At 65.5% G+C, this 18,767-nt stretch carries 16 protein-coding genes and 2 tRNA genes; all 18 read right to left on the minus strand.

Going from position 1 to position 18,767, the window contains the following annotated elements; genetic code table 11:
* Positions 1-77 precede the first annotated feature (77 nt).
* Positions 78-2,522 carry a sensor domain-containing diguanylate cyclase gene (locus tag B2747_RS10190; protein ID WP_291160015.1) on the minus strand — a complete coding sequence of 815 codons (2,445 nt, stop codon included), beginning with the start codon at positions 2,520-2,522 and terminating at the stop codon, positions 78-80.
* A gap of 244 nt (positions 2,523-2,766) precedes the next feature.
* Positions 2,767-2,840, minus strand: a tRNA-Met gene (locus tag B2747_RS10195).
* A 75-nt stretch (positions 2,841-2,915) separates the two neighbouring features.
* Positions 2,916-2,989: transfer RNA gene (locus B2747_RS10200), tRNA-Met, on the minus strand.
* A gap of 35 nt (positions 2,990-3,024) precedes the next feature.
* Positions 3,025-4,737: a hypothetical protein gene (locus B2747_RS10205; RefSeq protein ID WP_291160018.1), complete on the minus strand. Its 1,713-nt coding sequence runs from the start codon at positions 4,735-4,737 to the stop codon at positions 3,025-3,027.
* Between the two features lie 101 nt (positions 4,738-4,838).
* A complete protein-coding gene (locus tag B2747_RS10210) occupies positions 4,839-5,777 on the minus strand; it encodes an ABC transporter ATP-binding protein (protein ID WP_291160024.1) in 939 nt (312 codons plus the stop codon).
* 70 nt (positions 5,778-5,847) lie between these two features.
* Positions 5,848-6,264 carry a GntR family transcriptional regulator gene (locus B2747_RS10215; RefSeq protein WP_291160027.1) on the minus strand — a complete coding sequence of 139 codons (417 nt, stop codon included), beginning with the start codon at positions 6,262-6,264 and terminating at the stop codon, positions 5,848-5,850.
* Positions 6,265-6,350: 86 nt separating this feature from the next.
* Complete coding sequence (locus B2747_RS10220) at positions 6,351-6,689, minus strand: FtsB family cell division protein (RefSeq protein ID WP_291160030.1); 339 nt, start codon at positions 6,687-6,689, stop codon at positions 6,351-6,353.
* Positions 6,690-6,718: 29 nt separating this feature from the next.
* Complete coding sequence (gene eno, locus B2747_RS10225; protein WP_291160032.1) at positions 6,719-7,999, minus strand: phosphopyruvate hydratase; 1,281 nt, start codon at positions 7,997-7,999, stop codon at positions 6,719-6,721.
* A gap of 36 nt (positions 8,000-8,035) precedes the next feature.
* Positions 8,036-8,821 carry a lysophospholipid acyltransferase family protein gene (locus B2747_RS10230; RefSeq protein WP_291160034.1) on the minus strand — a complete coding sequence of 262 codons (786 nt, stop codon included), beginning with the start codon at positions 8,819-8,821 and terminating at the stop codon, positions 8,036-8,038.
* Positions 8,822-8,825: 4 nt separating this feature from the next.
* Positions 8,826-9,842 carry a thiamine-phosphate kinase gene (gene thiL / locus B2747_RS10235; protein ID WP_291160036.1) on the minus strand — a complete coding sequence of 339 codons (1,017 nt, stop codon included), beginning with the start codon at positions 9,840-9,842 and terminating at the stop codon, positions 8,826-8,828.
* 6 nt (positions 9,843-9,848) lie between these two features.
* A complete protein-coding gene (locus B2747_RS10240) occupies positions 9,849-11,537 on the minus strand; it encodes a hypothetical protein (RefSeq protein WP_291160038.1) in 1,689 nt (562 codons plus the stop codon).
* 29 nt (positions 11,538-11,566) lie between these two features.
* Positions 11,567-13,243 carry an NAD(P)H-hydrate dehydratase gene (locus tag B2747_RS10245; RefSeq protein WP_291160041.1) on the minus strand — a complete coding sequence of 559 codons (1,677 nt, stop codon included), beginning with the start codon at positions 13,241-13,243 and terminating at the stop codon, positions 11,567-11,569.
* 63 nt (positions 13,244-13,306) lie between these two features.
* The gene (locus tag B2747_RS10250) at positions 13,307-13,759 is read right to left on the minus strand and encodes a Minf_1886 family protein (RefSeq protein ID WP_291160045.1); all 453 of its coding nucleotides are present in this window, start codon (positions 13,757-13,759) and stop codon (positions 13,307-13,309) included.
* 20 nt (positions 13,760-13,779) lie between these two features.
* The gene (gene glyA, locus B2747_RS10255) at positions 13,780-15,081 is read right to left on the minus strand and encodes a serine hydroxymethyltransferase (RefSeq protein WP_291160047.1); all 1,302 of its coding nucleotides are present in this window, start codon (positions 15,079-15,081) and stop codon (positions 13,780-13,782) included.
* On the minus strand, positions 15,078-15,572 hold the full coding sequence (gene rpiB / locus B2747_RS10260; RefSeq protein WP_291160050.1) for a ribose 5-phosphate isomerase B: 495 nt from the start codon (positions 15,570-15,572) through the stop codon (positions 15,078-15,080). Before rpiB ends, glyA begins: the two co-directional genes overlap by 4 nt.
* 32 nt (positions 15,573-15,604) lie before the next feature.
* Positions 15,605-16,681: a Glu/Leu/Phe/Val dehydrogenase dimerization domain-containing protein gene (locus B2747_RS10265; protein WP_291160052.1), complete on the minus strand. Its 1,077-nt coding sequence runs from the start codon at positions 16,679-16,681 to the stop codon at positions 15,605-15,607.
* Between the two features lie 15 nt (positions 16,682-16,696).
* Positions 16,697-17,881: an acyl-CoA dehydrogenase gene (locus B2747_RS10270; protein ID WP_291160054.1), complete on the minus strand. Its 1,185-nt coding sequence runs from the start codon at positions 17,879-17,881 to the stop codon at positions 16,697-16,699.
* 12 nt (positions 17,882-17,893) lie between these two features.
* Positions 17,894-18,760, minus strand: a complete 867-nt coding sequence (locus B2747_RS10275; protein WP_291160057.1) for a 3-hydroxybutyryl-CoA dehydrogenase — start codon at positions 18,758-18,760, stop codon at positions 17,894-17,896.
* Positions 18,761-18,767: the final 7 nt, after the last annotated feature.

The following is an 18,767-nucleotide window of genomic DNA, read 5'->3' on the forward strand; positions in this document are numbered from 1 at the left end:
TTCCGCCGCATCCGTATCATCCGTGGCAAGGCCGTTGAACGAACGTGGCGGTCACGTGATCTTCGTGCTTGTCGCAGTCAAGCCGCGATCTGCACGCGCCGCGTTGACTTGACCGAATACAAGGCCTGATCGGCCAGGCGCAGTAGGGTATCGAGGTCCGCTGGCTCGGACGCGTCGAAGCCGGCAAACCCAAGGCTCAGCCCCACATCCACGGGCAGCCCAGCGCGTCGCACTGCGTCAGCGAGCGCCTCCTGCAGCTTGCGCACGATGTCGGGCGCACTGCACTCATCGGTGTCTGGCAACAGGGCCGTGAACTCGTCACCACCAAGACGGGCAATGACATCCGTGGCGCGCAGATGCGTTTGCATCACGTCGGCAATCAACTTCAGCACTTGATCACCGGTTTCGTGACCGTGCTGATCGTTGACCTGTTTGAACCGGTCGGCGTCACCGTACAACAAGACCGCCCTGCCTCCACGCTGCTGTTGTCGCTTCAGCTCAGCCGTCGCCACCTGGAAGAACCCGCGACGATTGTACAACTGCGTCAGTTCGTCGCGAATGGCCTGCGTGCGGAGTTGCGCTTCCGCGCGCTTGCGATCCGACACGTCGCGCAACATGCAGATCAAGCCACCGGTTGGCAGCATCGTAATGGACAGGTCAACAGGCACAAGATCCCCAGCCATGCGCTGCACTTCTGATTCACCGGTCCACGCGCCGAGTCGCATGACCTGCGGAAGCACTTCGCGCTGCAGCCGCCTCGCCTCGCCATCTGCGAAACAGCGCGTCCAGCTCTCGTGCATCAGCGTTCCCGGACGCAGGTGCAAGAGGCGCGCGAGCGCGTGGTTGACGAACTCGAACGCGCCACCCGCGTTGATGATGCCGATGCCATCGTTGGTCACAGCCAGAGCGGCGGCCATTTGCTGGCGCTCGCGCTCGGTTTCCTTTCTGGCGGTGACATCACGCTGGACAGAAACCCATGCGGAGATCCGGCCATGGTCGTCGCGAAGTGGTGTCGTGTGTACTTCCATCCAGAACGGCGTACCGTCCTTGCGGTAGTTCAGCACCTCCGTGTCAATCGACTCGCCCATGCGCACTGCGGCGCGCATGCGCTCGACCGTTTCGGCCGCCGTATGCGGGCCATGCAACAGCTCACCGGGTCGGCGCCCGCGCACCTCGTCCAGCGTGTAGCCCGTGGTGCGAGTCCAGGCACCGTTCACCCAGGTCAAGCAAAGCGCTGCGTCCGACATGGCGATGGCCTGATCGGTCTGCTCCACGGCGACGGACAGAGAGCGGAGCTGTTGTTCCTTCGTCCGCTCGGCCGTGATGTCCACAAATGTCAGAACAGCCAGACGAGGAGACGCGGTCGCGCCCGGTGAATCGTCGATGTTGTCCACCAGACGGGCATTCAGACGAAGCCAGCGTGCCGGCGCATCGCCACGCTGCACCTGATACTCGGCGCCATTGATGGAGCCACGCGAGAGCACGTGAGCGAGTGGCGACTGATCCGCCTGCAACAGGGCGCCGTGCGAATCGCGAATGGCGAACAGGGGGCGATCAGGCCGACGCGCGTGCATGTCGGCGTCGCTCACACCCAGCAACTGCAGGGCACTGGCGTTCCACGAAAGAATGCGCCCGTCGGCTTGAACGAGCACCATGCCCTCGGCCATCGACTCCAGGACCGAACGATGGTGTGCCTCACGCTCTGTTGCCGACTGCTGCAGTTCCTCCATGAGTTGGCGATGTTGCTCCATGACCAGTTGCTGCTGGAGCAGCTCATGATTCTGCGCTGCCAGCTCGGTGGCGCTGTCCTCGAGTTCGCGAGATTTTGCCTCGAGGCTCGCATTGGAGGCCGAAAGCAGTTCGGCCATACCGGCCAGCCGCTGCGCCACTGGTCGCAACACCACCAGGGTCAACAGCACCAGTACGCCGCCGATGAGAAGGAACACCACAGTCTGACCGGTCTGCAGACGTTTGGTGCGAACCGCCGCCCACGCCAGTTCGGACTTGTTCACAGCGTCGACGAGCGCGGAAACCGAGTCATTGAGTGCGACCAATGAGCGGATTTCGGCTTCCGTGAGCGGGCCACGTTCACCAGAGCGGCGGGCGGCCACCAGCGCATTGGTTCGCGTCACGACCTCGCGGATCTGCGCGCTGACTCTGGCCTGACCGACACCACTGGCTTCCGATGCCTGCGCCTGTTTGGCCGTCGCTCGACCGAGCTGTGAAATAGCCGAGTCCAGCTGCTGGCGGGCCGCTTCGCGGGCAATCCGCCACGGCTCACGTTCGGGCGCAGAGGGCGCCTGCATCAGGGCAATGCTGTTGCTGACCACCAAGGTGGCCAACATGCGCTGTTGCGTCACGAGCACCGTACGTTGCGGAATACTCGCGATCTCGGTGGTCGCACGCCGCACCCACACCCATTCCGTGGCGCCAAGGACCACGAGGGCCACCAGACTCAGGGTGACAAGGCGCGCGAGGCGCTTATACGAGCCGGATTGCGCTCCGGCAGCACGAGTGGGCACGGCGTCGTGGGTTTACAGGGGCGACGACGTAGCCGGAACCGCGGCCGGAACATGCAGGTGACGTCGCTGCCTTTGAGTATCGGGCGCCATCGCAAGCACCGGCCTCAGTAATTCCGGGTGCCCAATTCCTGAACACTATTGCAATGTCCGCACAAGAAACGGCACCGGAGCCAAGGCGCCGATGCCGTCAGAGAAACCTGCTGCCACCACCTCGAAACGCGAGGGCGGCGACAGTGAACCACAATAGCTGGGGGGAGACTCGAACTCCCGACCTCACGATTATGAGTCGTGCGCTCTAACCGGCTGAGCTACCCAGCCCCTGTGCACCCACTGGAGCAACAGTGGGTCCGGGACAGCAAACGGCCGGCCCTTGCGGACCGGCCGAGTGCACTATGGCGGGGGCGGGATTTGAACCCGCGACCTTCGGGTTATGAGCCCGACGAGCTACCAGGCTGCTCCACCCCGCGGCAGTCTTGGGATATTAGTCACCTGGTGAGCAGAGTCAACCCCGGGAGCTCCCCCATCCCGGCGTCTGACGCGGCGTAAACTCCAGCATCGGCTGAAGCGACGCGCGGTACAGCAGAGCCAGCGCCGCGAGCACGGGTAGCAGGGAAATCGCTCCCACTGTCGTCACCAATGCGAGCGGATCGGTAGGCAGTTGGGCGACAAGGGCCATGAGCAACTGGTCCACCACACCCGACACGAGCCCAAGTCCGAGTCCTCCTGACAGGAAGTCGCCCAGCATGGGAAGCAACATCAGCAGGCAAAATCCCGCGGTGCCGAGCGCAGCGCGCCATGTGAACCGATTCACTCGACCATGCCAGCATCCGAGTGTCACAATCAGGAGCAACGCGAACGAAAACGCCGTACGCAAGGTCAGAATCGGCCATTGCTCGCTGCGCATGGGCGGTCGATCTCGTGTGCGCTTGGCCAGCACTTCCTTCGCGACCGGCACACCATAGACGGTCGTGGTAAGACGTTGCCACTGCCACCTCTGAAACGCCTCACTGGTCCCTTTCCGCACCGTAAACGGATTGTAGAGCCACCACACCAGGATGCGTGCAGCATAGGGCCGGACTTGCTCACCCCACGGAGCAACAACGGCGGGTGGAGTGTCCGCGCTACTCCACCGCCAGTACGCCAGTTGTACCCGGGACGGGTTGTCCCAGTCGCCTGCAAAGGCTTCGCCGAACGGTGCCTCGCGGGTGTGCGTGATTGGCGGCCGGTACACGGAACGCAATGCGAGTCCGCATACGACGGCCATCGTCGCTGCGAGGGGAAACATCACAACCGTCAACTGCAGGCGGCGCCACGGGTGAACCGGCAAGACCGAAAGGGCCTGCGATTGGCTAAGGAAAATCATGGCAGGGACCATCGCGGCAAACAGCGAAATGGCATTGCGACTCCCTGTATACGCGCCGTATGCGATCAGCGGAGGATACATGGCGCTCAAGACCACCAGAAGCCAGCGAGAGGGGCTCAGTGCCCACACCAAGCGCCACGTATCGAGCAGGCCTGGACCGCTGGTTGACGCAGGGCGCGACGGCAATCCGTAAGCACCACGCATCTTCATTGGTCTGGATTCCGACGAGTCGTACTCGAGCGATGCGCTCACTGCCGGTTCATATGCCCGCGTCCATTGCCGCCACACCAAGGGCAGCATCAGCAGCACCGCGGCAGTTGGCGCGAAGAGGCGCCATGGTTCGCCCAACCAATGCAACGCGACCAGTAACCATCCGATGGACAGGACGAACGCGCGCCGCTCCCGGAGCGCCTTCTCGCCTCCATCAGCAATCGGAGACTGCGCTGAGAGGAATGGCAGGAGGCAGGCCAAGACAAGCACGGCCACAACTTCAAGCCATGGCTGCGCAGATGCGTCGCTTTGCCTCGCGGCGATCGGTCCCGCGTGAACAGAACCGACGCGTACCCAACCAATTCCCCAAACCAGCAGCGACATCAGCACGAACGGCCCGAGACCGAGCAGCAGCCGTTGCGCAATGTGCAGAATGAATACCCGGCGCACAGTCATCGGCCAGAGTCGCTCCGCCAGCGAAGGCGTTGCGGGAACCATCACCGAGCTCGCCACCACCATGAAGAGGAGAGCCTGGAAGACACCCGCCGCCAGCCACGGCACATCGGTTGGGACTTGGCGCCCATGCACCATCGGCGCAAGCAGCGTCGACCCCAGTACCAGCATTCGAAGCGGTGTGGGCATGTTCCGACGCGGAAGCAACGTCCATACCAGGCCAACAAGGCTGGTCCCTCGCGGGCTCTCCAGCGACGCGCGGCCCCGCTCGACAAGCGAAGCGGACGGCTTCATGCCACCCGCTCCGCAGACAACGTCGGTTCCACTTGACTGTCCCGACTGGTGTACTCCACAAACAGCTCCTCGAGCGTGAGCGGCATGCCCTGCACGACATCACTCCCGAGTCGAGCCTGCAGCATGCGCTCCACGTCAGCTGCCGAGCCGCGCACCACCACGCGCCAAGTGCTCTGCACCATCCGGCGGCACAGCACGCCCGGCACCGTCTCCCAGAGTCCGTCATGCACGAGGGATGACGGCACCAGCATCAGCGCATGTTCCTCGCGCAACCCATCAAGGTTGGCATCCAGCGCCAGTCGCCCGTCATGCAACAGCACGGCGCGCCCGCCGAAGCGTTCGACATCGCTCAGGTTGTGCGAGGAGAAGAGCACACTGCTGCCTTCACCCTGCATCTGCTGCAGAATCGTGGCCAGGAAGTCACGCCGAGACACGGGGTCGAGCCCCGACGCCGGCTCATCGAGAATGAGCAGTTCAGGGCGATGACACACGGCACACAGGATGGCCAATTGCTGCCGCTGACCCTTGCTCATGTCGGCGTTCGACGACACCACGCGACCAAGATCGAAGCGTTCCACCAGCTCGCGCTCAAGTCGCACGTCCCACGTGGGGTAAACGCGCCGATACACCGACAACAGATCGGCCGCGCGCAGCGTGGCGGGGAACATTGGCAGCTCACTGGCAAAGCCGATGCGCTGCTTTACCGCCACCGGGTGACGCACCGGATCCAACCCGAACGCCAGCACGCGACCCTGACCAGGTTGAAGCAACCCCATGAGCAGATACAGCAGCGTACTCTTGCCCGCTCCATTTCGGCCGAGCAGCGCCACCGTTTCACCGGCTTCAATCGTGAGGGTCACATCCCGAAGCACGGGACGCCGTGCTTCGTAGGCAAAGGACACACGTTCACACAGCACAGGGGGTGGTACAGTCATGACTGGGGGCTGATTGGGGGGTGGTCAGAATTCACTGTGGAGTCCGCGGTACAGAGTCCGTCTTGCGGAGTCAGCGTTGGCGCGACGTCTTCGCTTCGGGGAGGAGTTCCTGCAGAGCACGCGCGACCTGATCGCGCACGACCTGCGGCGGCATACCCGATGCCAGCGCCTGCGCCACAAAGCCGTCCACCAGGTCGGCCCATGCCGCCTCCTGGGCGCGCTGTGCGCTCCGCCGGCGGGTGGACGGGGCCGCCGCAGACACGAAGGTGCCTCGGCCCTGCGCGCTCTCGAGAAACCCTTGGGCTTCGAGCTCATCATACGCCTTCTTTACCGTGAGCGGCGCTACCACCAATTGCTCACTGAGCTCGCGATGCGACGGCAGTCGGTCTCCCGCGGTCAGACGCCCTGACGCAATCGCCTCCACCACCTGACGCATCAGTTGGCGATACAGGGGCAATTCGGCGCCGGGCTGCAGCGGCAAGAACATAGGTGATATGTATAACTATATCACTTGAGCTGTCAAGAATGGCCCCAACCATCCGCGGCCACACCCTCGGAACTGCAGGCCGAGGGCTACCGCGCCGAGTCGTTCAGCGCGGTGCCCGCCTCCACCCGCCGTACCCGGTACAGCAACTCCTTCTCACCCTTCACCAGGCCGTGCTCCTCGCGCGCAATCCGCTCGAGGGTCGCGTCGTCCGTGCGCACCTGCTCCAGCGTGCGCCTCAGCACGGCCACCGTGTCACGCAGCACCTCGAGATCCGACTCCAACTGCTGCCGCTCGTCACGCTGCGTCCAGAGGTCACTCGTGCCGTACTCACCACCTTCCACGGCGTACACCAGCACCGCCAGCACGCCGGCGCCCCATGCGAGGCGCCGGAGCCAGATCCGTCCCGGCTTGTCCTTGTTGGCCATCTCTCAGCTCCCGGACGGAATGCGAAACATCAAATGCCGAACAGCGCGCCGCCCGGATACTCGGCGTAGGCTTCCAACTGCTCCTCGATCCGCAGCAACTGGTTGTACTTGGCCACACGATCGCTGCGCGACGGAGCACCCGTCTTGATCTGACCCGCCTGCGTGGCCACCGCCAGGTCGGCGATGAAGGTGTCTTCCGTCTCACCCGAGCGATGCGAGATGACCGCGTTGTAGCCCGCGCTCTTCGCCAGCTCAATGGCCTCGATGGTTTCCGTGAGCGTACCGATCTGATTGACCTTCACGAGAATGGCGTTGGCCACATCGTTCTCGATGCCCTTGGCCAGAATCTCGCTGTTCGTGCAGAAAAGATCGTCACCCACCAGCTGGCAGCGATCACCAATCATCTCGGTCAGCAGCTTCCAGCCGTCCCAATCGTTTTCGGCCATGCCGTCCTCGATGGACACGATGGGATACTGCTCCAGCCAGCCCGCGTACAGCTCGGCCATGTCCTTCGGCGAACGCGACGCGGCGCCGCTCTTCTTGAACTGATACTGACCACCGCGGAAGAGCTCACTCGCCGCCACATCGAGCGCGAGCGCGATGTCCTGCCCGGGACGATAGCCGGCCGCTTCGATGGCTTCCATGATGGCCTTGAGCGCCTCTTCGTCGCTGGCCAGGTTGGGCGCAAACCCACCCTCGTCGCCCACACCGGTCGAGAGCTTGCGACCCACCAGCACCTTCTTGAGGTGATGGAACACCTCGGTGCCCATGCGCAGGCCCTCGGCAAACGAGTCGGCGCCCACGGGGATGACCATGAACTCCTGGAAGTCCACCGTGTTGGTGGCGTGCGCACCACCGTTCAGGATGTTCATCATCGGCACCGGCATGGTGCGCGCCATGGGGCCGCCGAGATAGCGATAGAGCGGCAGTCCCACCTCGAGCGCCGCAGCGCGCGCCACCGCCATCGACACGCCAAGCATGGCGTTGGCGCCAAGACGGCCCTTATTCTCCGTGCCATCGAGATCGAGCATCGCGCGGTCGATCGCGATCTGATCGGTGGCATCCATGCCCTCGAGCGCTTCGGCAATCTCGGTGTTGACGTTGTTCACCGCCTGCTGCACGCCCTTGCCCATGTAGCGCGACGTGTCGCCGTCGCGCAGCTCCACGGCCTCACGCTCACCCGTGCTGGCGCCGCTCGGCACCGCCGCACGACCGGCCGCGCCCGTCTCGAGAATGACGTCCACTTCGACGGTGGGATTGCCGCGCGAGTCGAGGATTTCGCGGGCACTGACGGAAACGATGGGAGCCATGAGTGTCTTTGGGGAGAAAGAAAAAAGGAGCGGCGATCAGGTGGACAGTCGAGCTTCAGGTACAGAACGCACCGCACGCGCTTCGCGCGCGACGAGGGCCGGATCCACGCCGTACTCCGTGCGCAGACACTCCGCCATGGCTTCGCGTACCCGCTCCGCCAGCGCGTCCCGATCATCGTACGACAGGCCCGCCGTGGGAATCGGTTCGAGTATGTGCACGTATACCGTGCCCGGCGACGCGCGAAACTCGTCACGCGGATTGACTTCGATGGTGCCGTGAATGACCACGGGCACGATGGGCGCCCCGCTGCTGATGGCCAGCACGAAGGGGCCCTTCTTGAACGGCCGCAGCGCGTACTCCGCGCCGCGCGTGCCTTCCGGATACACGAGCACCGGATGGCCATCGCGGATGCGCTTTGCTGCGTCTTCATAGGCGCCAAAGGCCGCCTTGCGATTCTCGCGATCGATGTAGATGACGCCCACCGCGCGCGCCGCGGGTCCGAACAGCGGAATCTTCTCGAGCTCGCGCTTGGCCACAAACCCGTAGTGCGGCAACGCGTCGATCATGGCCGGAATGTCGAACCAGCTCACGTGGTTGGCGATGAACACGCGCGGCGCGCCCTTGACGAGGCTGTCGTCTCCGCGAAGCACCACCTTCACCCCGGCGGCGCGCAACAACCACCACGACCACCAGCGTGGCGCCTTCTCGTACACGCTGCCCGGCCCGGGCTTGATGCCGAACAACTGCGCCAACAACACCAGGCTGCCGAAAATCAGCGTGCCAAGCAGCAGGGCGATGAAGGTGATGGCGGTCCGGAACATTCCATCAAAGTTCGCCTTTTCCGGGACGCATTTCAACGACGGGTCGCGCAAAATGGTCGAAGCCCGTGGCATCCGTGCCCGACGTCACCATCACGGGGGGCTCGCCGGGGGCCTTGCCCTCAATGCGTCCAATGACGTGCAGGGGCCCGAGCTGCTCCGCGTCCCAGGCTGCCTTGAGCGCCGGCCAGGCTGCCGGAGGCACGGTGGCCACCAGCTCGTACTCCTCGCCGCTCCCCAGCGCCTCGCCCACTGCGCAGTCGGGGCCACAGGGCAGCGCTGCGCTGTCCATCACCACCCGCACGCCGCTGGCGGCCGCCAGGTGTCCCAGATCGGCCGCCAGGCCATCAGAAAGGTCAAGCATGGCCGTCACGCCATGCGCCGCGAGACGCTGTCCCTGCGCCAGACGCGGCCAGGGCTGCGCAAACCGCGTTCGCGCCCATTCGCGCGGCGCCTGCCCCTGCATCCAGGCGGCAAGGGCCTGCCCCGGCCCGCCCAGCTGGCCAGTCACGACGACCAGATCGCCCGGCGTGGCACCGGCGCGCGAAACGGGTCGTGCGGCGCAGCCAATGACCGTGAGCGTGATGCCAAACGTATCGCCGCGGCTCAGATTGCCCCCCACAATGCGGGCGCCGGCCGCGCGCACCACGCGCCCGATGCCTTGCGCCACGGCCTCGAGCCTGGGCTGCCACGCATCCGGCACCACGAAGGCCACCAGCACGAACTCGGCCACCGCGCCCATGGCTGCCAGGTCGCTGAGCGCCGCCGCGGCCGCACGATGTCCCACCTCGTCGGGCGAAATCCAGGCCGAGCGAAAGTGCACGTGTTCCACACAGGCATCGGTGCTCACCACACGCAGGCCATCGGTCCGTGAAGGCAACACGGCGGCGTCATCCCCGATATCCGTGGCCAGATCGCCCCAGGTGTGCATGAGGCGACGAATCACGTCGAACTCCTGCCCTTGCCCCATGGCCTGATTGTGGCGCAGTGCGCCCGCCGCGGCCGCGTTGTGTGAGGTGAACATGGGGGACTAGAAGATCACGCCGTCGCTGGTACGACGCAGCCGAATGAGTCCCTGCGGCGTGCCCACCCACATCCAGTTGGCGTCGGCCACCACGTCCAGCACGGGTCCAGGCAACTCCGATGGCACACGCATCACACGCAGCGCACCGGTGCTGCGCGACTGCACGACGAGCCCCGTGCTGCCGCTGACCCACATCGCGCGCTCGTCGATGCCCACGCGTGTCACCTGACCGATCTGCGGCAGGGACAGCTCATCGAGGCGGCGTGGCGCACGTCCCCCGCGCGGAGCGACCGACAACACCGCGTCGTCGGTGGCCGCGAGCAACACCGTGTCATGCCAGGCAATGCTGCGCACCGGTCGCCGCAGCGCCGGATCATCACCGGCGGGCCGGGACAATACGCCACCACCGGCCTCCGCACGCGGCATGGCCACCAGCCCCCCCTCGGTGCCCATCCACAACGTGTCGCCGACAAACTGCAACGCGTACACCGGCACATTCTCCAGCAGACGTACACCCAGGCCACGTGTCTCGCGCGGCTTGCTGTCCGACGAATCGACAATGGACAGCACACCACGCGGTGTACCAATCCACACGCCGTCTCCACGTGGGGCCACGGCCAGCACGCGCTCGTCGGGCAAGCCGTCGAGTGCCGTCCACGCGGTCATGTCTTCGTTGCCATCGAGCCACACCCGCACAAGCCCTCGGGCCGTGCCCATCCACGCGCGATTGCCACGCGTGGCCAGCGCGAAGGTGCGCACACCGGCCAGTGGCACCGCAATCGTGCCGTCAATCCATCGCCAGCGCTGCAGGTCGCTGGTGGTGAAGCTCAAACCACCACGAAACGACGACAATCCCAGTCCGGCCACCCACACACCGTCGGCGGCCAGCGCGAGCGCACCAACACCCGGTTCCTGCAAACCGAAGCGCAGCGGTTCGGCCTGCAGAAAGTTGGGATCGAGTCGGAACAGGCCTTCCCCGGTCGTACCCAGCCAGACTTCACTGGTGCGATCGGGTGAGGCGGCGCCACTCGACAGGGCAAACGGCCGCAAGGATCGATTGGCCTGCTGTGTACGCAACAACGCCTGCGGCTGCGCGCGCAGTGTGGGGAACCGCGCGTAGAGTTCGTTGAGGCCACCGGACACCACCACGCTGTTGGCCGCCGGCGGCCCGGGCATGGGCGTGGTGAGCCCAATGCGCGACACCCGCGTCCACTGCCCCCCGGCACGCACGAACGCGTCGCCCGTGCCGCGCTTGTCGAAGGCAATGACGTCGGGCACGCCCGTCAGCATGCTGCGCTGCAGCTGCATGGTTTCGGGACGATAGATCAGCACACCACCCGGCACACCAAGCCACAGCGCGTCTTCGAACGGATCACCGGCCATGACGGTGATGGACATCTCGCCCATGTCGGCATCGCGCGTGAGCGGCGGCAGCCAGGCACTGCGCAGCCGGTCGTACACGGCAATGCCCCCGCTCGCCGCGGCAAACACGTAGCGCCGCGACACGGCCACGCCGTCAATGTTGGCAAAACTGCCGATACGCTGTCGGTCATCGTTGCGGCCAAACATGGCGCGCGGCGCCGCCCCCGAGCCGCCGCCTCCCGCTCCGGCCGGTACACAGGCAGACACGCCACTCGCGAGAACAAGCGCGGCCACCATGCGGAGCAGGTTTGACGCCATGCCGGGAATCGTCATGCCGGAATCTACACCCCTGTGATCGCGGCTCAGCGCAGGGCCGGCAAACGACCCAGCACGCAGGCATTCGGCGTCGCCGCGGCCGAAATCCGGGTCACCGCATGGTCTGGCGCGCGATCCAGCAGCCCGAATGCGTCAGGCAGCGCCTGCAGCACGCGGTCGAGTGTGTGGCCATGCAACGCGGCCTGTCCGTCCGCGAGCGCGCGAGCCTGCACACACTCGGCCGCCACGCCATGTACTGTGGCCGCCACGGCGGCTGCTGCACGCGCCGTGGCTCCCTGGCCGAGCAGCGCCACAATGAGACCCGTGAGTGCATCACCGCTGCCGCCTGTGGCCAGCACCGGCGTGCCATGCGGGACGACCAACACTTCCGCAGCCTTGGGCGCCGCCACTAATGTGGGCGTGCCCTTGAGCAGCACCACGGCATTGACGCGGTCGGCAAGGTCCTGGACTCGCGCCACGCGCTGTTCCCACTCGGCAGGCAACAACGCCCCCGTCATGCGGGCAAACTCGCCGGGATGTGGGGTGCACACGGCCTGCGGGGTGTCACGCAGCCAATAACGCAGCAGCGACGCCGTGTCGGTGCCGAGCGCATTGGCCGCGTCGGCAGCCAACCACAACGCATCGGCGTCGAGCACCAGGGGACCGGTGCGATAGGTGTCGATGAGTCGCTGCAGGACCTGCGACGAAAGACGCGACCTGCCAAGTCCGGGGCCGATGGCCAACGCTTCGTAGCGCGGCACCTGCCCGCTTTCGCTGGGCGTCAGGCGCATGGCGTCGACCTGCCGCGAGGCTGCCAGCGGTGGCCATTCGTGCGCGATGACCTGCAGCAAGGTGGACTGGATGGCCGATACACTTGGCGCATCAACCACGGCATGCACCACACCGGCACCCGCTGCCAGCGCCGCCTTGCACGCCAATACAACGGCTCCCGCCATGCCCGTGTCACCGCCGGCAATGCCGACACGCCCCCGCACGCCCTTGTGCGCATTCCACGGCGCGCGCGGCAGCCACGGCGCCAGTGTGTGCGGCGGACACCACCACGCGGTCTGGGCGTCCGTGGCCAGGTCCGTGGCGGTACCCAGACCAATATCCACCACGGACACGGCGCCCGCGGCCGCACGCTGCTGCAGCAGGCCGCGCTTGAGTGTGCCAAAGGTGATGGTGTGATGCGCCACCACACCGCCTTCACTCAACGCACCGCTGTCGGCATCCAGGCCACTGGGCAGATCCAGCGAAACGATAGTGGCACCACGCACGCGCGCAGCATGGATGGCCGCACACCAGGGCTGGAGCTCTGGACGCAACGCGCCGCGATGACCGGTGCCAAGCAGGCCATCCACCACCAGCGCGGCCGCAAGCTCTGGTGTACCGGCGACACCATCCGACACGCCGTGTGCCAGTGGCCCGGCCGTGCGCACCCACAGTTCGGCGGCGCGCTGCGCATCGACCGTGGCCGGCGGCGCCGCCGCCCACACGCGCACCCGCACTCCGGCGCGATACAACTGTGCGGCCACGATGTACGCGTCACCGCCATTGTTGCCGCGGCCCGCCAACACCTCCACACCGGCATGAAGACAATCGCCGTGCTCAGCAAGAATGACCGCTGCGGCTTCCGTGCCGGCGCGGCACATGAGGGCAAACGACGGCGTGCCGGCCGCAATGGCCGCTTCGTCGGCCGCGCGGGATTGAGCGGCCGTGGTCACGCGTAACGCGCGTGGAACCGGGGCGCTCACACGGCCCCTGTCCGGAGCATCAGACGGTAAACGTCAGACGTTGGCCGTGCCCCAGGGATAGGACCGCTCGAATGCGTCGGCGAACTCGAACACGCCGAAGAAGTCATCGCGCGAATCCTGCGGCTGGCTGATGAGCAGCCCCATGTCCACGAGCGTGAACACGATGTCGCCAATGTCGCTGGTGCTGCGCACGCCCCAGTGCTCCAGCACCAGACGCGCCATCACACCAAAGCGTTGCAACGCCAGCTCGCGGCAGGCGTGCGCCAACTCCGGCCCGGTAATATGACGCCGTTCGGTGAGCTTCCCCTGGCAATGCTCCAGCGACGAGAGCACAAACAGATACGCGCGCTCGTCGAACCGCTGCTCACGCAAGCGGATCTGGTCCATGATGCCTTCACGGAATGCCAGCTCGGTCACCGGATATTGCTCCTCACCTGTGCAGAAAAAAGGCCACCCCGAAAAATGCAGGCCATTCGGGGTGGCCACAACCTCAAATGGTCCCAATCTCAGCCCACGTTGGACGGCTCGAGATACAGCGGGTAGCGATCGGCAAGTGCCTTCACATCGGCGCGCACTGCCGCCAGCACCGCGCCATCTTCCGGCGCACCAATTACCCGATCGATGAGCACGGCAATCTGCTCCATGGCCTCGACACCCATACCCCGCGTCGTCACGGCCGGCGTGCCAATGCGAATGCCGCTGGTGACAAAGGGCGACTGGGTCTCGTTGGGTACGGTGTTCTTGTTGACCGTGATGCCGGCCGCATCCAGCGCCTTTTCCGCCACCTTGCCGGTGAGACCCTTGTTGCGCAGGTCCACCAGCATGAGATGGTTGTCCGTGCCGCCCGACACAATGTGATAACCACGCGCCACGAGCGCGGCCGCCAGCACCTGGGCATTGCGCACCACCTGCTGGCAGTACGCCGTGAATGACGGCTGCAACGCCTCATGGAATGCCACCGCCTTCGCGGCAATGACATGCTCCAACGGTCCGCCCTGCATGCCGGGGAACATGGCCTTGTCGATGGCCTTGGCGTGTTCCGCCTTGCAGAGAATGATGCCGCCGCGCGGACCACGCAGGGTCTTGTGCGTCGTGCTCGTCACCACATCGGCGAAGGGCACGGGCGACGGATACACCCCCGTGGCGGCCAGCCCCGCGAAGTGCGCCATGTCCACCCAGAAGATGGCGCCCACTTCCTTGGCGATATCGGCAAACGCCTGCCAATCGACGACACGAGAATACGCACTGTATCCCGCCACGATCATCTTCGGCTTGTGCGCCCGTGCCTGCGCCCGCATGTGCTCGTAGTCGATGAGACCATCACCGGTCACACCGTACGACACGGCGTTGTACAACAGTCCTGAGAAATTGACCGGCGAGCCGTGCGTGAGGTGACCGCCCTGCGAGAGGTCCATGCCGAGGAAGGTCTCACCCGGCTTCATGAACGCGAGGAACACCGCGGCATTGGCCGACGCGCCGCTGTGCGCTTGCACGTTGGCGTGTTCGGCACCAAAGAGCTGCTTCAGGCGATCAATGGCCAGTTGCTCCACCTTGTCCACCACTTCGCAGCCACCGTAGTAGCGCTTGCCCGGCAAGCCCTCGGCGTACTTGTTGGTGAGCGGCGACCCCATGGCTTCCATGACCGCCGGCGACACGAAATTCTCGCTGGCGATGAGCTCGATGCCATCACTCTGGCGCCGCGTTTCCTCTTCAATCAGCTCGGCGATCTGTGGGTCCACCGCCGAGAGGGCACCACCCGGTGGCAGACGATCCCAGTCGGACCAGGCCGCACTCGCAGCAGCACTCATGCGTCATTCCCCGGGCGCTCGGCCCCGTTGTGTTCGTTGGTCTGTTCGATCTTGGCCACACGCGTTTCGTGACGGCCACCTTCGAAATCGGTTTCCAGCCAGGTGCGCAGGATGGCGATCGCGTCCTCGTCGGACACGAAGCGCGCCGGTAACACGAGCACATTGGCGTCGTTGTGCTTGCGCGCCAGCGCCGCGATTTCCGGGTTCCACACCACCGCCGCCCGCACATTGGGATAGCGGTTGGCCACATACGACATGCCAAGACCCGTGCCGCAGAGCAGCACGCCGCGATCGGCCGCGCCGTCGGACACCTGCTGGGCGAGCGGATGCGCGTAGTCGGGATAGTCGGTACTGGCGGTGCTGTGCGTACCGATGTCCTCCACCTGATAGCCCAGGTCGGCCAGCACCGTGCGCAAGCGTTCCTTCAGCTCGAAGCCGGCGTGGTCCGACGCGATCGGGATGCGTTCGCCGGGACGTGCGTGTTCCACCATGTTCGTCTCGCTGGGCTCAGGATGAACGGAGGTCAGGATTCCTTGTTCGGATACTGCGGCCACGTACGCATCATGCCACGAACGGCCTGAATGCGCTGCTCGGCCACACGATCGGCGGCCTTGTACGTGGGAAGGCCCGTGCTCTTGGCCAGGGCAAAGACGCTCAACACCGTGTCGTAGATCTCATCGGCCTTGCGCAGCGAGCGATCGCGGCTCCAGCCCGTGAGTTCGCTGTACACGTTGATCACGCCGCCGGCATTGGCCACGTAATCGGGAGCATACAGAATGCCACGCGACTCGAGCTCTTCGCCATGGCGATCCTCGAGCAACTGATTGTTGGCGGCACCGGCCACGATCTCCACCTTGAGCTGCGGGATGGTGTCATCGTTGATGATGCCACCCAGCGCGCAGGGCGCAAAGATGTCGGCCTTGACCCCATAGATGTCGGACAACGGCGCGGCCGTCGCGCCCAGCTCCTTCACCACCTTGTCCACGCGCGTCACATCGATGTCCGTCACCACGAGGTCGGCGCCGGCCTTGTGCAACTCGCGCGCCAGGTAACCACCCACGTGCCCGAGGCCTTGAATGGCCACCGTGCGGCCGGTGAGTTCCTTGCTGCCCCAACGCTGGAAGGCCGAGGCCTGGATGGCGCGAAACACGCCGCGCGCCGTCACACTCGACGGATCACCCGACTTGGACCCGATGCCGGTGACGTAGTCCGTCTCCATGTGCACGAAGTCCATGTCCTCCACCGACGTGCCCACATCTTCCGCGGTCACGTAGCGGCCGCCGAGCGAATCGACGAAGCGGCCGTGCGCCCGGAACAGCATCTCGCGCTGCGTGGTCTTGTTGTCGCCGATGATGACCGACTTGCCGCCGCCGAGGTTGAGACCGGCCACGGCGTTCTTGTATGTCATGCCACGCGAGAGGCGCAGCGCATCGATGACGGCCTCCTCGTCGGAGGCGTAGTTCCAGAAGCGCGCACCACCGAGCGCAGGCCCGAGCGTGGTGTCGTGAATGGCGATGATGCCGCGATAGCCCGACGCCTTGTCGTGGCAGAACACGACCTGCTCGTGGCCCATCTCGGCGATGGTTTCGAAGTAGCGCATGGGACGACCGTATGTTCAGTCGGGAAGTGATCCGTCGGCGGCCGCCGCAGCGGCCAGCGTTTCACGCGCGATGACGATACGCTGGATCTCGGAGGTGCCTTCGTAGATCTCCGTGACCTTCGCGTCGCGCATGTGGCGCTCGACGGGATAATCGGTCACGTACCCGTAGCCGCCGTAGATCTGCACGGCCTGGGTGGTGACCCACATGGCGGTCTCCGTTGCGAAGAGCTTCGCCATGCTGCTGAAGCGGGTGACCCGTTCTCCCCGCTCCTTCGCGGCCGCCGCCGTGTGCAACAACGTGCGGGCAGCGGTAATGCGTGTGGCCATGTCGGCCAGCTTGAACTGGATGGCCTGGAACTCGGCAATCGCCTTGCCGAACTGCTTGCGCTCGGTCATGTAGCGCGCGCTGGCTTCGAGCGCGGCGCGGGCAATGCCCACGGCCTGCGCCGCAATGCCAAGCCGTCCATGATCGAGTGAACCGAGCGCGTAGGTCAGGCCCTTGCCCTCTTCACCCACCAGACGATCGGCCGGCACCCGGCAGTTGTCGAGCACAATCTGCAGCGTGGGCGAAGCCCGCAGCCCCATCTTGTTTTCCTTCTTGGTCAGATGGAAGCCGGGCAGATCGGGGGTGAGAATGAAGGTGCTGATGCCCTTGCTGCCGCGGCGTGCGTCGGCCGTGTCGGTGCGCGCCATGCAGAGGATGACCTGCGCCTCGTTGCCGTGCGACACCCAGGCCTTGGTGCCGTTCAGCACCCAGTGGTCGCCGTCGCGCACGGCCTGCGTGCGCAGGCTGCCGGCATCGGAACCGGCCTCCGGCTCTGAGAGCGCGAAGGCACCCAGCCACTCCCCGCGCGCCATGCGCGGCAGGAAGGTCTGACGCTGCGCGTCGTTGCCGAAGTTGAGGATCATCTGCGTGGGCAGCGAGTTGTGCACACTGAGTGTCACCGCCGCTGTCGCATCGCCCACGGCGATTTCTTCGAGCGCCAGCAGATAGCTCTGCGCGTCGAGTCCCAGCCCCTCGTACTGCTCGGGGATGAGCATGCCCAGAAATCCGAGCTCGGCCATCTGCGTGATCATCGCGCGATCGAAGCGCGATTCGCGGTCACGCTCACCCGCCAGCGGCGTGAGTTCACGCTGCGCGTAGTCGCGCGCGAGGCGCTGGATTTCCTGCTGTGTGTCGGTCAGGTGGAGCAAACCCATGTCGTGCAGCCCTCAGTACTGGTAGAAACCGCGACCGGCCTTGCGGCCGTACCAGCCGGCGGCCACGTACTTGCGCAGCAGCGGACAGGGGCGGTACTTGGGATCGCCGAGGCCCTCGTGCAGCACCTCGAGAATGGCCAGACAGGTGTCGAGCCCGATGAAGTCGGCCAGCGTGAGCGGCCCCATGGGATGATTCATGCCGAGCTTCATCACCGTGTCGATGGCCTCCGGCGTACCCACGCCTTCCATCACGCAGTAGATGGCTTCGTTGATCATCGGCATGAGAATGCGATTGGCCACGAAGCCCGGGTAGTCGTTCACTTCCACCGGCGTCTTGCCCAGCGCGCGCGACAGGGCCATGACCTGCTGCGTGGTGGCGTCGCTGGTGGCGAGACCGCGAATGACTTCCACCAGCTGCATCACCGGCACCGGATTCATGAAGTGCATGCCGATGACCAACTCGGGGCGCTTCGTGCGCGCCGCGATCTCCGTGATGGAGATGGAGCTGGTGTTGCTGGCCAGAATGGCGCCGGCCGGCGCGAGGCGATCGAGATCCTCGAAGATGCGGAACTTGAGATCCACCCGTTCGGTGGCCGCTTCCACCACGATCTGCGCATCGGCGACGGCATCGAGTGCGGTGGCCGTGCTGATGCGACCCAGCGCGGCTTCGGCAGCGGCCGCTTCGAGCGCGCCTTTCTTGACCTGACGGTCGAGGTTCTTGGCAATGGTGTCGCGACCGCGCGCCAGTGCATCGGCACTCACGTCGATCATGGTGACGGCATGCCCGCTCGTGGCGAACACATGGGCAATGCCATTGCCCATCTGACCGGCGCCCACCACGGCGGCGCGCTGCACGGGGCTGCTCTCGGAAACCGACATCTCTGCC

The organism is Gemmatimonas sp. UBA7669 (assembly GCF_002483225.1).
Taxonomy (GTDB): Bacteria; Gemmatimonadota; Gemmatimonadetes; order Gemmatimonadales; family Gemmatimonadaceae; genus Gemmatimonas.

What these genes read in the sequence shown, in the direction of transcription:
- eno (WP_291160032.1), bottom strand. Translation starts at nt 7,999, where the DNA reads ATGGCTCCCATCGTTTCCGTCAGTGCCCGCGAAATCCTCGACTCGCGC.
- B2747_RS10220 (WP_291160030.1), bottom strand. Translation starts at nt 6,689, where the DNA reads ATGGCCAACAAGGACAAGCCGGGACGGATCTGGCTCCGGCGCCTCGCA.
- B2747_RS10215 (WP_291160027.1), bottom strand. Translation starts at nt 6,264, where the DNA reads ATGTTCTTGCCGCTGCAGCCCGGCGCCGAATTGCCCCTGTATCGCCAA.
- B2747_RS10275 (WP_291160057.1), bottom strand. Translation starts at nt 18,760, where the DNA reads ATGTCGGTTTCCGAGAGCAGCCCCGTGCAGCGCGCCGCCGTGGTGGGC.
- B2747_RS10230 (WP_291160034.1), bottom strand. Translation starts at nt 8,821, where the DNA reads ATGTTCCGGACCGCCATCACCTTCATCGCCCTGCTGCTTGGCACGCTG.
- rpiB (WP_291160050.1), bottom strand. Translation starts at nt 15,572, where the DNA reads ATGGTGGAACACGCACGTCCCGGCGAACGCATCCCGATCGCGTCGGAC.
- glyA (WP_291160047.1), bottom strand. Translation starts at nt 15,081, where the DNA reads ATGAGTGCTGCTGCGAGTGCGGCCTGGTCCGACTGGGATCGTCTGCCA.
- B2747_RS10210 (WP_291160024.1), bottom strand. Translation starts at nt 5,777, where the DNA reads ATGACTGTACCACCCCCTGTGCTGTGTGAACGTGTGTCCTTTGCCTAC.
- B2747_RS10265 (WP_291160052.1), bottom strand. Translation starts at nt 16,681, where the DNA reads ATGCGCTACTTCGAAACCATCGCCGAGATGGGCCACGAGCAGGTCGTG.
- B2747_RS10270 (WP_291160054.1), bottom strand. Translation starts at nt 17,881, where the DNA reads ATGGGTTTGCTCCACCTGACCGACACACAGCAGGAAATCCAGCGCCTC.
- B2747_RS10240 (WP_291160038.1), bottom strand. Translation starts at nt 11,537, where the DNA reads ATGACGATTCCCGGCATGGCGTCAAACCTGCTCCGCATGGTGGCCGCG.
- B2747_RS10205 (WP_291160018.1), bottom strand. Translation starts at nt 4,737, where the DNA reads ATGCCCACACCGCTTCGAATGCTGGTACTGGGGTCGACGCTGCTTGCG.
- thiL (WP_291160036.1), bottom strand. Translation starts at nt 9,842, where the DNA reads ATGTTCACCTCACACAACGCGGCCGCGGCGGGCGCACTGCGCCACAAT.